The organism is Streptomyces niveiscabiei (genome assembly GCF_033794345.1).
Lineage (GTDB): Bacteria > Actinomycetota > Actinomycetes > Streptomycetales > Streptomycetaceae > Streptomyces > Streptomyces niveiscabiei.
Window position 1 is genome coordinate 153,948 of sequence record NZ_JARAYJ010000006.1, and the last position, 14,873, is coordinate 168,820.

The following is a 14,873-nucleotide window of genomic DNA, read 5'->3' on the forward strand; positions in this document are numbered from 1 at the left end:
GGGCTGTCCTCCTGGAACGAACGACAAGGGTGGACGACCCGGGTCCGGTCAACCCGGGCCTGAAAGCCACCCTGTCATTCCGGAGGCGGTCCCCGGTATCGGGGACGACACCCATTCGGCGGGCTAGCCGCCCAGCGCGTCCAGCACGACGGTGCGGGCCTCCTCCTGCACGCGGGCGAGGTGCTCGGGCCCGTTGAAGGACTCGGCGTAGATCTTGTACACGTCCTCGGTGCCCGAAGGGCGGGCGGCGAACCAGGAGTTGGCGGTCGTCACCTTGATCCCGCCGAGCGCGGCCCCGTTCCCGGGCGCCTCGGTGAGCACGCCCGTGACGTCCTCCCCGGCGAGCGTGCGCGCGGTCACCTGGGCCGGCGACAGCTTCGCGAGGAGCGCCTTCTCCTCCCGGGAGGCGGGCGCGTCGATGCGGGCGTAGGAGGGGGCACCGAACGTCTCGGTGAGCCCGGCGTACAGCTGCGAGGGCGTCTTCCCGGTGACGGCGGTGATCTCGGAGGCGAGCAGCGCCAGGATGATGCCGTCCTTGTCGGTGGTCCACACGGAGCCGTCCCGGCGCAGGAAGGACGCGCCCGCCGACTCCTCGCCGCCGAAGCCGAGGTCCCCGCCGACCAGGCCGTCGACGAACCACTTGAAGCCGACGGGGACTTCGACGAGGGTGCGGCCGAGGCCGGCGGCGACGCGGTCGATCATCGACGAGGAGACGAGGGTCTTGCCGATCCCGGCGTCGGCGGGCCAGCCCGCGCGGTGCCGGTAGAGGTAGTCGATGGCGACGGCGAGGTAGTGGTTGGGGTTCATCAGCCCGGCGTCGGGGGTGACGATGCCGTGCCGGTCGGAGTCCGCGTCGTTGCCGGTGGAGATGTCGAAGCGGTCGCGCTGCGCGATGAGGGAGGCCATCGCGTCCGGGGAGGAGCAGTCCATGCGGATCTGGCCGTCCCAGTCCAGCGTCATGAACCGCCAGGTGGGGTCGGTGTGCGGGTTGACGACGGTCAGGTCGAGGCGGTGCTCCTCGGCGATGCGTCCCCAGTAGGCGACGGAGGCGCCGCCGAGCGGGTCGGCACCGATACGGACGCCGGCCGAGCGGATCGCGTCCAGGTCGAGGACGTTCGGCAGGTCGGCGACGTACGTGCCCAGGAAGTCGTACCGCCCGGTCGTCCCGGCGGTCAGCGCCCGCGTGTACGGGACGCGGCGGACGTCCTTCAGGCCGGCCGCGATGATCTGGTTGGCGCGGTCCTGGATCCAGGAGGTGGCGTCGGAGGCGGCGGGGCCGCCGGACGGGGGGTTGTACTTGAAGCCGCCGTCGGCGGGCGGGTTGTGCGAGGGGGTGACGACGACGCCGTCCGCGAGGCCGGTCGTGCGGCCCTTGTTGTACGCGAGGATCGCGTGCGAGACCGCCGGGGTCGGGGTGTAGCCGCCGGCGCTGTCGATCAGGGTGGTGACGCCGTTCGCGGCGAACACCTCCAGGGCGGTGACCTGGGCCGGTTCGGAGAGGGCGTGGGTGTCGGCGCCGAGGAACAGCGGTCCGTCGGTGCCCTGCGCGGCGCGGTACTCGCAGATCGCCTGGCTGGTGGCGGCGATGTGGTCCTCGTTGAACGCCGTGTTCAGCGCGGAGCCCCGGTGCCCCGAGGTGCCGAAGGCGACGCGCTGGCCGATCTCCGCCGGGTCCGGGTGCAGCGCGTAGTACGCGGTGACCAGCCGGGCCACGTCGACAAGGTCCTCGGCTCCGGCCGGCCGGCCCGCTCGCTCGTGCCGCATGGGTGGGTTCCTCCGCATCGGTTCGTTCCCTGGTGAAGGTCATCTTCCCTCGTCAGGAAGGTAACGGGGAACCCAGGGGCAGAACTGTCAGCATCCTGTCACCGCCCTGAGCCCGACCGGCGTTCAGCGCACCTCCACCAGCAGGTCGCCGCCCTCCACCTGCTGGATGCGGTTGATGGCGAGCCGGGTCACGCGGCCCGCGCCCGGTGCGGTGATCGTCGCCTCCATCTTCATCGCCTCGATGGTCGCGACGGTCGCCCCGGCGGCCACCTCGTCCCCTTCGGCGACGGCGAGGGTCACCACGCCCGCGAACGGCGCCGCGACGTGCCCGGCGTCGGACCGGTCGGCCTTCTCCGTGGCCGGGATGTCGGACGCGGCGGCCCGGTCGCGGACCTGGATCGGGCGGAGCTGCCCGTTGAGGCCGGCCATCACCGTCCGCATCCCGCGCTCGTCGGCCTCGCCGATCGCCTGGAGCTCGATCAGGAGCCGCACGCCGGGCTCCAGGTCGACGGCGTACTCCTGGCCCGGGCGCAGCCCGTAGAAGAAGTCCTTGCTGTCGAGGACGCTGGTGTCGCCGTACGCCTGCCGGTGGGTCTCGAAGTCGCGGGTCGGGCCGGGGAACAGGAGCCGGTTGAGGGTGGTCCGGCGGTGCTTCTCCAGGCCCTCGCGGTCCTCTGTGGTCAGCTCCTGGACGGGCTTCGCGGCGGGCCGCCCCTGGAGGGCGCGGGTGCGGAACGGCTCCGGCCAGCCCCCGGGCGGCGTGCCCAGCTCGCCGCGCAGGAACCCGATCACGGAGTCCGGGATGTCGAACCGGTCCGGCGTCTCCTCGAAGTCCTCGGGCGCGACGCCGGCCCCGACGAGGTGCAGGGCGAGATCCCCGACGACCTTCGAGGAGGGTGTGACCTTGACGAGCCGCCCGAGGATGCGGTCGGCGGCGGCGTACATGGACTCGATGTCCTCGAACCGGTCCCCGAGCCCCAGCGCCACCGCCTGGGTACGGAGGTTGGAGAGCTGGCCGCCGGGGATCTCGTGGTGGTAGACGCGCCCGGTGGGCGACGCGAGCCCCGCCTCGAACGGCGCGTAGACCCGCCGCACGCTCTCCCAGTACGGCTCCAGGTCCCCGACGGCCTGGAGGTCGAGCCCCGTCGTGCGCTCGGAGTGGTCGGTCGCGGCGACGATCGCGGACAGCGACGGCTGCGAGGTGGTCCCCGCCATGGACGCCACGGCCCCGTCGACCGCGTCGACCCCGGCCCCGATCGCCGCGAGGTACGTCGCGAGCTGACCGCCCGCCGTGTCGTGCGTGTGCAGGTGCACCGGCAGCCCGAACTCCCGGCGCAGCGCGGTCACGAGGGTCGCGGCGGCCGGCGCCCGCAGCAGGCCGGCCATGTCCTTGACGGCGAGGACGTGCGCCCCGGCGGCGACGATCTTCTCCGCGAGCCGCAGGTAGTAGTCGAGCGTGTAGAGCCGCTCCCCGGGGTCGGACAGGTCGGCGGTGTAGCAGAGCGCGACCTCGGCGACCGCCGTACCCGTCTGCCGTACGGCGTCGATCGCGGGCCGCATCTGGCCGACGTCGTTGAGCGCGTCGAAGATCCGGAAGATGTCGATCCCGGTGGCCGCCGCCTCCTGCACGAACGCGTCGGTCACCTCGGTCGGGTACGGCGTGTAGCCGACGGTGTTGCGTCCGCGCAGCAGCATCTGGAGGCAGATGTTGGGTACGGCCTCGCGCAGCGCGGCGAGCCGCTCCCAGGGGTCCTCGGCGAGGAAGCGCAGGGCCACGTCGTAGGTCGCGCCGCCCCAGCACTCCAGGGAGAGCAGGTCGGGGAGGGTGCGGGCGACGAGCGGGGCGGAGGCGAGCAGGTCCTTGGTGCGGACGCGGGTTGCCAGCAGGGACTGGTGGGCGTCCCTGAACGTCGTGTCGGTGACGCCGAGCCGGGGAGTCTCGCGCATCCAGGAGGCGAAGCCCTCGGGGCCCAGCTCGATCAGGCGCTGGCGGGAACCGGCCGGGGGTTCCGTGGCGGGCGTGCCCGGCAGCTTCGCCAACGGGTCGAGGAGGTCGGGGCGTTCGCCGTGCGGCTTGTTCACCGTGACGTCGGCGAGGTAGGTGAGGAGCTTCGTGCCCCGGTCGGCGGAGGTGCGTGCCGTCAGCAGGTGGGGGCGCTGCTCGATGAACGACGTGGTGACGCGGCCCGCCTGGAAGTCGGCGTCGTCCAGCACGGCTTGCAGGAACGGGATGTTGGTCGCGACGCCCCGGATGCGGAACTCCGCGACCGCACGCCGGGCCCGGCCGATCGCGGACCTGAAGTCCCGGCCCCGGCAGGTGAGTTTGACCAGCATCGAGTCGAAGTGCGCGCTGATCTCCGTACCCGCGTGGGTCGTTCCGCCGTCGAGCCGGATGCCTGAACCACCCGGTGAACGGTACGCGCTGATCCGGCCGGTGTCGGGGCGGAAGCCGTTGGCGGGGTCCTCGGTGGTGATCCGGCACTGGAGGGCCGCGCCGTGCAGCTTCACCGTCTCCTGGGACAGCCCGAGGTCCGCGAGCGACTCGCCCGAGGCGATGCGGAGCTGTGCCTGGACGAGGTCGACGTCGGTGACCTCCTCGGTGACCGTGTGCTCGACCTGGATGCGCGGGTTCATCTCGATGAAGACGTGGTTGCCGTCCCGGTCGAGGAGGAACTCGACGGTGCCCGCGTTGCGGTAGCCGATCTCGCGGGCGAACCGGACGGCGTCCGCGCAGATCCGGTCCCGCAGCGCCGGGTCCAGGTCGGGCGCGGGGGCCAGCTCGATGACCTTCTGGTGGCGCCGCTGGACCGAACAGTCGCGCTCGTAGAGGTGGATGACGTTCCCGTGGCCGTCCGCGAGGATCTGCACCTCGATGTGCCGGGGGTCGACGACCGCCTTCTCCAGGAAGACCGTCGGGTCACCGAACGCGGACGCCGCCTCGCGGGACGCGGCCTCGATGGACTCCCGCAGGGCGGCCGGGTCCTCGACGCGCCGCATACCGCGCCCGCCGCCGCCCGCGACCGCCTTCACGAACACCGGGAAGCCGATCTCCTCGGCGGCGGCCACGAGTTCGCCGACGTCGTTGGAGGGCGCGGACGAGCCCAGCACGGGGACGCCGGCCGCGCGGGCCGCCGCGACCGCGCTCGCCTTGTTGCCGGTGAGTTCCAGCGTGCGGGCGTCCGGGCCGACGAAGGTGATCCCGGCCTCCTCGCAGGCGCGGGCCAGCTCCGGGTTCTCGGAGAGGAAGCCGTACCCCGGATACACCGCGTCGGCCCCCGCGCGCCGGGCGGCGGCGACGATCTCCTCGACCGACAGGTACGCGCGCACCGGATGCCCGGGCTCACCGATCTCGTACGCCTCGTCGGCCTTCAGGCGGTGCAGCGAGTTCCGGTCCTCGTGCGGGAACACGGCGACCGTACGGGCTCCCAGCTCGTACCCGGCGCGGAACGCCCTGATCGCGATCTCGCCTCGGTTGGCCACCAGCACCTTGCGGAACATGCCGAATCCCTTCGCCGCCGTCGGCACCCATGGTGTCGGCGCCGGGGTCGGAGGTCCATGTGACCCGGGCCACCTTGTCGGCCGTCCGGGGAGCGAGCACACGATCGGCGGTGTCGGTGGGCCGAACTATGCTCCGCGCATGAACGACGCGGACAGCCGCAGGCGGGTCGTCGACGGGCGCTTCCAGTTGGAGGCGCGGCTCGGCGGGGGCGGCATGGGAATGGTGTGGCGGGCCACGGACCTCGTGCTGCGCCGGAGCGTGGCCGTGAAGGAGGTCCGGCCGCCGGACCCCGACCTCGCCGAGTACGACCCACCGGCCGCGCACCAGCTGCGGCAGCGGGTGCTGCGCGAGGCGCGGGCGCTGGCCCGGCTGGACCATCCCGGGGTCGTCACGATCCACCACATCGTGGACGAGGGTGACGGCACCTACCCGTGGATCGTCATGGAGCTGGTGCCCGGCGGCTCGTTCGCGGACCGGCTCGCGCAGGGGCCGATGGGCCCGGTCGAGGCCGCCCGGATCGGCCTCGGCGTCCTGTCCGCGCTGCGCGCCGCGCACGACGCGGGCATCCAGCACCGGGACGTCAAACCCGCGAACGTCCTGATGCGCCCCGACGGCCGCCCCGTCCTCACCGACTTCGGCATCGCCGCGATCCGCGAGGCGACGGCCCTCACCGCGACGGGCTCGATCATCGGCACACCGGACTACATGGCCCCCGAGCGCGTCTCCGGACAGTCCGGCGGCCCCTCCTCCGACCTGTGGTCCCTCGGCATGATGCTGTACACGGCGGTCGAGGGCCGCCACCCGCTGCGCAGAGGCACGACGCTGGCCACCCTCGCGGCCGTCCTCAGCGAGGACATACCCCCACCGCAGCACGCGGGCCCCCTCGCGGACGTCCTCACCCGCCTCCTCGACCGCGACCCGGCGGCACGCCCCGGCGCCCAGACGGTGGAGCGGCTGCTGACGGAGGTGGTGGAGGGCGGTACGGCGGGGCGGGGCGCGACGACGTCGTACCCGTTGCAGGCGCCCGAGCCTCCGGCGGAGCCGCAGATTCGCACCACGACGCCGACCGTCGCGGACACCCCCGCGCGGCGGCGAAGATGGCCGGCCGTGGTGCTGCCGGGGCTGGGGGTCGCCCTGGTGGGCGTGCTGGGCTGGAACCTCCTGCCCGGGGGCGCGAGCGGCGCGGCGGGACCGGCCAAGTCGCCGGTTTCGTCGGGGAGTTCGGTGCCGTCAGGGTCGCCTTCGGGCAGCACGGGGAGCGGGTCGCCGGACGAGACCACCGCCAAGAGCGGTACAGGTCTGCTGACGCCGGACGGCATCCGGACGGCGATCGCGGCGATCGAGGAGAAGACCGGGCGCAAGCGGTTCGGAGCGCTGTCGGTGTACGAGGACTACGTCTCGGCGGACGTGATGGTGGACGGCAGCGACACCAGCACCGAGTCGTACACGTACCGTCCGGGCGAGGGGGCGCGGGAGGGCATCGTCAAGAAGAGCATCTTCCCCGGCTCCAGGCCCTTCACCGTCGACGGGTTCGCGTGGGACAAGGTGCCGGCGCTGCTCGCCGAAGCCGCCAAGCGGCTGAACGTCCCCGACCCCGAGACCCGCTACCTCCTGGTGAGTCCCCCCAGAAAAGTCGTGTTCGACATCCCGGTCACCCTCAACGTGTACCTCACCGACGAGTACGGCAGCTCGGGATACCTGGAGGCGGACTCCCGGGGCAAGATCACCAAGGTCTATCCCGCACCCAAGTGACCTGCGGTTAAGGTCACTCCATGCGTCTCGCCCTCTTCGATCTCGACGGCACCCTCGTCGACCGTGCCGCCGCTCTCTCCGCCACCGTCGCCGGCCTGTGCCGGGACCACGGGTACGACCCGGCGGTCGGGGAGTGGTTGCTGGCCGAGCTCGCCGAGAACGGTGGCCGGGACGTCCTCGGCCGGCTGCCGGAGGCGTTCGGCGTCGCGGAGTCGCCGGAGCACCTGTGGCGCGTGTACGTGGACCGGATGGCCGCGTCGGTGGTGTGCCGCCCGGACGTGCTGGAGAGCCTCGGCCGGCTGAGGGAGCACGGCTGGAGCGTGGGCGTCGTGACGAACGGCTCGTCCGACCTCCAGCGCGCGAAGATCCGCTCGGCGGGCCTCGCGGACCTGGTGGACGGCATCGCCGCGTCCGGCGACATCGACGTACGGAAACCGGACGCCCGCCTGTTCGAGCTGGCGGCGGCGCGGTGCGGGACGCAGCTGACGGCCGGGGACTGGATGACGGGGGACGACCCGGTCAAGGACATCGCGGGGGCGGCGGGGGCGGGGCTGCGGGCGATCTGGGTGCGGGGCCGGGCCTGGCCGGACGGCCTCGACGTACCGCATCACGGCGTCGCGGACGTCGTGGAGGCCGTCGGTCATCTGCTGGAGCGGTCGGGCGGGTAGGCGCGGTCGGCGGCGGTGAGGTGTTCCAGGACCTCGGCGAGTTCCTCGCAGGCGCGTTCCACCGAGCGGCGGGTGTTGCGCTGTTCGGTGATCACGGCGGACAGCAGGAGCGCGGTGAGGGCGGTGGCCCCGTTGAACGCCTGGAGTTTCAGCATGACCTCGACGTGCGTGAGCCCCGCGAAGGGCCCGGCCCGGTCGGTCGCGGCGACCGTCGCGAGGACGGACGCGAGCAGCGCGCACGGCATGCTGCCGGGCAGCTCGAACCGCAGGGCCGCCCAGATCAGCACCGGGTAGCTGAGGAACAGCATGTTGATGTGGTTGTTCGTGGCGACGGGTACGACGCAGCAGGCGGTCACCGCCAGGGCCGTCGCCTCCTTCCAGCGGGCCGTGCCCGGCAGGCCCCGTGCCCGGTACGCCAGCAGCAGCAGCGGCGTCACGATCAGCACGCCCATCGCGTCGCCGACCCACCACGCGACCCACACCGGCCAGAAGCTGTCCTCGGGGAGGTCGCCGGTGAGGACGGCCACCCCGACGCCGGTCGTCGAGCTGATCAGCATCGCCGTGAGGGCGCCGAGGAAGACGAGGGCGACGCCGTCGCGCAGCCGGCTGAGGTCGGTACGGAAGCCGACGCGGCGCAGGAGGAGGCAGGCGCAGACGGGGGCGGCGACGTTGCCCGCGAGGTTGGCGATCATCGGCGGGTGCATCTCGCCCGAGGTGAGGTGCAGGATCACGAACAGGCACCCGAGCGCGATCCCGGCCCACGCCCGCACGCCGATGACCAGCAGCCAGGTCAGCGCGACGCCGGTGGGCGGCCACACCGGCGTGAACACCGTGCCCTCGACGGTCAGCCTGCGCAGCAGCCCGAGCCGCCCGGCGCCGTAGTAGGAGGCGGCCACGGCGAGCGTCTGCGCGACGAGGACCGCCGCTCGGCGCGGGTTCCAGGTGTCCACCACATGATCCATCAGACACCGTGACCACGGGGACGGCCAGACGAGAGCGGCCACTCCCCGCCCCTACCCCGGTTCGTCGTACCCCACCACCAGCACGGCGGCGTCGTCCTCGTGCCCCACCCGGGTGGCCCCCTCGATCACCGCCGCCGCCAGCGACTCCGTGCCGAGCCCCGCGACAGCCGCGATCCCGGCCAGCTTCACGACCTGGGAGAGCCCCTCGTCCAGCGGCATCGCGGGCCCCTCCACGACGCCGTCCGTGAGCAGCACGAAGACCCCGCCGCTGGTCAGGTGGTGCCGGGAGACGGGGTACCGGGCTCCGGGCTGGATCCCGAGCGGTGGCCCGGGCTCGTCGTCGGCGATGCCGGACCGCCCGTCGGCGGTGGCCCAGACGAACGGCGTGTGCCCGGCACGGGCGCTCTCCAGCACCCCGGTGACCGGGTCGAGCCGCAGGAACGTGCAGGTCGCGAAGAGGTCGCTGCCGAGGGAGAACAGCAGGTCGTTGGTCCGGGCGAGCAGTTCGCCGGGGTCGCTGGTCACGGACGTGAGCGCCCGCAGCCCCACCCGGACCTGCCCCATGAACGCGGCGGCCTCGATGTTGTGCCCCTGCACATCCCCGATGGACAGGGCGAGCCGCCCGCCGGGCAGCGAGAAGGCGTCGTACCAGTCCCCGCCCACGTTGAGCCCGTAACAAGCGGGCTCGTACCGCACGGCCAGCCGCACCCGGGGCGGACACGGCAGGTCCCTCGGCAGCATCCCGCGCTGCAAGGCGATGGCCAGCTCCACCTGGGACCGCTGCACCTCGGCCCGCTCCCGCGCCTGGGCGGTGAGCGACCGCAACCGCAGCAGCAGCTCATCGCCGTCGTCGCTCGTCACACGAGAATCTTCCAAAAGGAACCGGCCCTCCGCACCCGCACCCTCTGTTCGGTATGTCGGACATTGTTCGAGACCTCTTGACGCGCCTCCACACCCCGTCCGACACTCTCGCAACACGACGTCACACAGCTGTAACCGCACGGTCTTCCAGACGAAAGGCCGTGCGGTCCTGTCACGCCCTCCCCCAGTCCCTTCGTGTCCTCGTGTCTTCCGACAGGGAATCAAGAACATGCCGCAGCACAACGCACCCCCGGGCGCCCGGAAAGGCCGCGCGAGACGTCTGGCGGCCCGGCTCGCCGGTCTGACCGCCGCCTCGCTGGTCATCGGGCTCGCCCCGGCAGTCTCCGCGCAGGCCGCGGACGCCGACACCCTGACCGACGGCCTCGCCCTCTGGTACAAGCTCGACGCCTCCTCGGGCACCGCCACCGTCCCGGACGCCTCGGGCCACGGCCGCGACGGCGTCCTGAACGGCACGGGCTCCTGGTCGGACGGCCTGACGTTCAACGGCTCGGACACCTACGTCAAGCTCCCGGACGACGTCATGAAGGGCATGGACGCGATCAGCGTCTCCTTCGACGTGAAGATGGACCCGGCCCAGCAGGCCCCGTACTTCCTGTACGGCTTCGGCAACACGAGCGGCACCGCGGGCAACGGCTACCTCTTCACGACCGGCAACGCCCTGCGCACCTCGATCGCGTCGGGCAACTGGTCCACGGAGCAGAACACCAGGGCGGACGACGGCCACAACCTGGCCAGGGGCGTCTGGAAGCACCTGACGTACACCCAGTCGGGCACGACGGGCATCCTGTACGAGGACGGCGCCGAGGTGGGCCGCAACACCTCGGTGACGCTGACCCCGGGCTCGATCGGGGGCGGCGCGACGACCGCGAACTACCTCGGCAAGTCGGTGTACCCCGGCGACAAGCTGTTCCAGGGCACGATCCGCGACTTCCGCGTGTACGACCGCGCGCTGACCGGCACCGAGGTGGAGACCCTGTCGCTGCCGGTCGCCACACAGGGCGTCGCGGCGGACAAGGCGGCGCTGACGCTGGGCGACACGAGCGCGGTGACGGCGGACCTGACGCTCCCGAAGTCGGGCCCGGCGGGCGGCTCGAACATCACGTGGGCCAGCGATGCCCCGGACGTCGTCTCGGCGGCCGGCAAGGTCACGCGCCCGGCGGCCGGTGAGCCGAGCGGCCACGCCACGCTGACGGCGACGCTCCGCAAGGGCGCGGTGAACGACACGAAGTCCTTCGAGGTGACGGTCCTGCCCACGTTCGACGACGCGACGGCGGTCCGGCAGGCCGCCGACTCCCTGACCGTCCACAACCTGGACGACGCCCGCGGCAACCTGACCCTCCCGTCGACCGGCGCGTTCGGCACGGCGGTGACCTGGACGTCGGCGAACCCGGACACGGTCTCGGCGGACGGCGTCGTCCACCGCCCGGCGCACGGCGAGGGCGCGACGACCGCCGCCCTGACGGCGACGGTGACGAAGGGCTCGCAGAGCACGACGCGCGTCCTGACCGCGAAGGTCCCCGAACTCCCGGCAGCGCAGAAGCCGGAGGGCTACCTCTTCAGCTACTTCACCGGCGAGGGCACCTCGGACGGCGAGCAGCTGTACTTCGGCCTGAGCAAGGGCAACGACCCGCTGCACTGGCGGGAGTTGAACAACGGCCGCCCGGTCCTGACGTCGACGCTCGGCGAGCGGGGCCTGCGCGACCCGTTCATCATCCGCTCCCCCGAGGGCGACAAGTTCTACCAGATCGCCACCGACCTCAGGATCTACGGCAACGGCGACTGGGACGCCTCGCAGCGCACCGGCAGCAAGTCCATCATGGTGTGGGAGTCCACCGACCTGACGCACTGGACGAACCAGCGCCTGGTGCGGGTCTCCCCGGACAGCGCGGGCAACACCTGGGCCCCCGAGGCCTATTACGACTCCAGGCTCGGCGAGTACGTCGTCTTCTGGGCGTCGAAGCTGTACGACAACGAGGCGCACTCCGGCGACACGTACAACCGCATGATGTACGCGACGACGCGTGACTTCTACACGTTCAGCGAGCCGAAGGTGTGGGTGGACCGGGGCTACTCGGTCATCGACTCGACGGTCATCAAGCACGACGACACGTACTACCGCCTCTCGAAGGACGAGCGGAACAACACCTCGTCGACGCCGAACAGCAAGTTCATCTTCGAGGAGAAGAGCGACTCGCTGCTCAACACCTCGTGGACGCCGGTCGCCGAGGGCATCGGCAAGGGCACGATGAGCGCGGCCGAGGGCCCGCTGGTGTTCAAGTCGAACACCGAGGACAAGTGGTACGCGTTCCTCGACGAGTTCGGCGGCCGTGGCTACATCCCGTTCGAGACGACCGACCTCGACAAGGGCGTGTGGACCCCGTCCGCGAACTACGAACTCCCGGCCCGCCCCCGGCACGGCACGGTCCTGCCGGTGACGAAGGCCGAGTACGACCGCCTCCTGCGCGCCTACCAGCCCGACCAGGCGGTGGAGAGCGTCCAGGACGTCACCGTGAAGACGAGGACCGGCCAGGCTCCGGTGCTCCCGGCGACGGTCATCGCCCGGTACGCCGACGGCGTGGACCGCCCGGTCGCGGTCACGTGGGACGCGGTCCCGGCGGACGCGTACGCGAAGCCCGGCACCTTCGAGGTCAACGGCAAGCTGGCGGACGGCACTTCGCTCAAGGCGACGGTGACCGTCTCGGCCGAGGGCCCGGACGTCCCGGCGGACCTCCTGGTCCACTACAAGTTCGACGAGACCAAGGGCGACATCGCCGTCGACTCCAGCGGCCACGGCAACCACGGCACGTACGTGGGCTCCCCGGGCTTCGGCACGGGTGTGCAGGGCGGCTCGGTGAAGCTGTCCGGCGGCTCGTACGTCAAGATCCCGAACGGCGTTCTCAAGGACGCGGGTTCGGTCACCGTCTCGACGTACGCGAAGTGGCAGGGCGGCGCCGGCTTCCAGTGGCTCTTCGGGCTCGGTCCGGACAGCGACAAGTACCTGTTCGCCACGCCCTCCAACGGTGGCTCGACCCTCTACTCGGCCATCACCAAGGCGAGTTGGGGGGCGGAGTCGAAGCTGACGGGCAACTCGGCGCTCACGGCGGGCCAGTGGCAGCACGTCACGGTCACGCTGGACGGGGCGACCGGGACGATGGTCCTGTACGCCGACGGTGTCGAGGTGGCCCGCACGACGACCGGCATCAAGCCGTCGGAGCTGTACGACGCGGCCAAGGACTACTCGGGCTACATCGGCAAGTCGCTGTACGCGGCGGACCCGGCGTTCGCCGGTGAGGTCGACGACTTCCGTATCTACGGGCGGGCGTTGAGCGCCGCCGAGGTGATGGAGATCAGCGGCAACACGACGGGTATCGCCCGTGTCACGCTGCCGCAGCTGAAGACGGACGCGATCGTCTCCGACGGCAAGGTCACCCTGCCGGTGAAGCCGGGCACCGATCTGCGGCGCCTGGCACCGGAGTTCACGATCGCGCACGGCGCGGCGATCAGCCCCGCCTCGGGCAGCGTCCAGGACTTCAGCAAGCCGGTGACGTACCAAGTGACCGGCGGTGACGGCAAGAAGCGCACCTGGACCGTGTCGGCGGTCGTGATGAAGAGCCCGGTGCTGCCCGGTCTCAACGCCGACCCGAACATCGTCCGCTTCGGCGACACCTTCTACATCTATCCGACGACGGACGGCTTCGAGGGCTGGAGCGGTACGCAGTTCAAGGCGTACTCGTCGAAGGACCTCGTCCACTGGACGGACCACGGCGTGATCCTGGACCTCGGTCCGGACGTCTCCTGGGCCGACAGCAGGGCGTGGGCGCCGACGATCGCCGAGAAGGACGGCAAGTACTACTTCTACTTCTGCGCCGACGCGAACATCGGCGTCGCCGTCTCCGACTCCCCGACCGGCCCGTTCAAGGACGCCCTCGGCAAGCCGCTCCTCAAGGCGGGCCAGGCGCCGGGCCAGATGATCGACCCGGCGACGTTCACGGACGACGACGGGACGAACTACCTCTACTGGGGCAACGGCCACGCGTACGTCGCCAAGCTCAACGCGGACATGACGTCCCTGGACATGTCGACGTTCAAGGACATGACGCCGAGCGGCTACAACGAGGGCACGTTCGTCGTGAAGCGCAAGGGCACGTACTACTTCATGTGGTCGGAGAACGACACGCGGGACGTCAACTACCGTGTCGCGTACGCCACCGGGCCCTCCCCGACCGGTCCGTGGACCAAGCGGGGCGTGATCCTGGAGAAGGACCTGTCCCTCGGCATCAAGGGGCCCGGCCACCACTCGGTCGTCCAGGTCCCGAACTCCGACGACTGGTACATCGCCTACCACCGCTTCGCGATCCCCGGCGGTGACGGCACCCACCGCGAAACCACCATCGACAAGATGGAGTTCGGCGCGGACGGCCTGATCAAGAAGGTCGTGCCGACCCTGTCGAGCATCGACCCGGTGACCGTCGTGCACGCCGGCCCGGACGTCTCCGGCACCGAGGGCGCGCCGATCGCCCTGCGCGGTACGGCCTCCGGCGCGCCGGGCGCGAAGTGGTCCGTGGCGGGCGGCGCGCCGTGCAAGGTCGCGGACCCGGCGAAGGCGGCCACGACGGTGACGTGCGCGGACAACGGCACGTTCCAGCTGGCCATCGCGGGCGGCGGCAGCCGCGACACGGTGACGGTGACGGTCGCGAACGCGGCGCCGGTCATCACCAAGGCGTCCGGCCCGGCGCCGGTGGCCATCGGTCGACCGGCGTCTGTGACCGCCTCGTTCACCGACGCGGGCGCCCGTGACACCCACACCTGCACGATCGACTGGGCCGACGGCAGCAAGCCGTACACCGGTCCCGTGTGCAGGGCGGAGCACCGCTACACCAAGGCCGGTATCCGCCGTCCCGTGGTCACGGTCAAGGACGACGACGGCGGGACCGCCACGACGACCCTGCCCGAGCTGGTCGTGTACGACCGGGCGGGCAAGGCGTCCGGCGCGGGCCTGCTGCTGTCGCCCAAGGGCCGGGGGGCGTTCTCCTTCGCCGCCGCGTACGGCACGAAGGCGACCGTCCCGACCGGGCGGGTCACGTTCACCGCGCCCGGCGTGTCGCTGCGCGGCACCGGCTCGGACTGGCTGGTCGTCACCGGCAGGCAGGCCGTCTACCAGGGCACCGGCACGGTGAACAAGGCGTCCGGGTACGCCTTCCGGATCACCGCCACCGACTCCCCCGACACCTTCCGGATCAAGGTCTGGCAGAAGTCGACGGGCAAGGTCGTGTACGACGGCGGCAGCATGGCGGGAGGAGTGATCACCGTGGGCCGCTGAGGCCGCACGCGTGAGGCGGGCCCGTG

At 71.8% G+C, this 14,873-nt stretch carries 7 protein-coding genes; 3 read left to right on the forward strand and 4 right to left on the reverse strand.

Annotated elements, in window-relative coordinates:
- Positions 1 to 123: 123 nt before the first annotated feature.
- Positions 124 to 1,764, reverse strand: a complete 1,641-nt coding sequence (gene pgm / locus PV682_RS10575; protein ID WP_319726531.1) for a phosphoglucomutase (alpha-D-glucose-1,6-bisphosphate-dependent) — start codon at positions 1,762 to 1,764, stop codon at positions 124 to 126.
- A gap of 123 nt (positions 1,765 to 1,887) precedes the next feature.
- Positions 1,888 to 5,262, reverse strand: a complete 3,375-nt coding sequence (locus PV682_RS10580) for a pyruvate carboxylase (RefSeq protein WP_319726534.1) — start codon at positions 5,260 to 5,262, stop codon at positions 1,888 to 1,890.
- Between the two features lie 139 nt (positions 5,263 to 5,401).
- Between PV682_RS10580 and PV682_RS10585 the strand changes: the two genes are divergently transcribed.
- Both PV682_RS10585 and PV682_RS10590 read left to right on the forward strand, forming a co-directional pair.
- On the forward strand, positions 5,402 to 7,015 hold the full coding sequence (locus PV682_RS10585; RefSeq protein ID WP_319726537.1) for a serine/threonine-protein kinase: 1,614 nt from the start codon (positions 5,402 to 5,404) through the stop codon (positions 7,013 to 7,015).
- A gap of 20 nt (positions 7,016 to 7,035) precedes the next feature.
- A complete protein-coding gene (locus PV682_RS10590) occupies positions 7,036 to 7,683 on the forward strand; it encodes an HAD family hydrolase (RefSeq protein WP_319726539.1) in 648 nt (215 codons plus the stop codon).
- On the opposite strand, the gene PV682_RS10595 is transcribed toward PV682_RS10590, so the two are convergent.
- Together PV682_RS10595 and PV682_RS10600 are read right to left on the reverse strand one after the other, a co-directional pair.
- Positions 7,656 to 8,645, reverse strand: a complete 990-nt coding sequence (locus PV682_RS10595) for an MASE1 domain-containing protein (RefSeq protein WP_319726542.1) — start codon at positions 8,643 to 8,645, stop codon at positions 7,656 to 7,658. The genes PV682_RS10590 and PV682_RS10595 overlap by 28 nt on opposite strands.
- 51 nt (positions 8,646 to 8,696) lie before the next feature.
- A complete protein-coding gene (locus tag PV682_RS10600; protein WP_407705638.1) occupies positions 8,697 to 9,506 on the reverse strand; it encodes a PP2C family protein-serine/threonine phosphatase in 810 nt (269 codons plus the stop codon).
- Between the two features lie 229 nt (positions 9,507 to 9,735).
- On the opposite strand from PV682_RS10600, the gene PV682_RS10605 reads away from it, so the two are divergent.
- Positions 9,736 to 14,847, forward strand: coding sequence for a family 43 glycosylhydrolase (locus PV682_RS10605; protein WP_319726548.1), 5,112 nt, complete (start codon positions 9,736 to 9,738; stop codon positions 14,845 to 14,847).
- Positions 14,848 to 14,873: the final 26 nt, after the last annotated feature.

Bases quoted from the DNA above. Each gene is read 5' to 3' on its own strand.
- pgm (WP_319726531.1), bottom strand. From the start codon at position 1,764: ATGCGGCACGAGCGAGCGGGCCGGCCGGCCGGAGCCGAGGACCTTGTC.
- PV682_RS10595 (WP_319726542.1), bottom strand. From the start codon at position 8,645: ATGGATCATGTGGTGGACACCTGGAACCCGCGCCGAGCGGCGGTCCTC.
- PV682_RS10585 (WP_319726537.1), top strand. From the start codon at position 5,402: ATGAACGACGCGGACAGCCGCAGGCGGGTCGTCGACGGGCGCTTCCAG.
- PV682_RS10580 (WP_319726534.1), bottom strand. From the start codon at position 5,262: ATGTTCCGCAAGGTGCTGGTGGCCAACCGAGGCGAGATCGCGATCAGG.
- PV682_RS10590 (WP_319726539.1), top strand. From the start codon at position 7,036: ATGCGTCTCGCCCTCTTCGATCTCGACGGCACCCTCGTCGACCGTGCC.
- PV682_RS10605 (WP_319726548.1), top strand. From the start codon at position 9,736: ATGCCGCAGCACAACGCACCCCCGGGCGCCCGGAAAGGCCGCGCGAGA.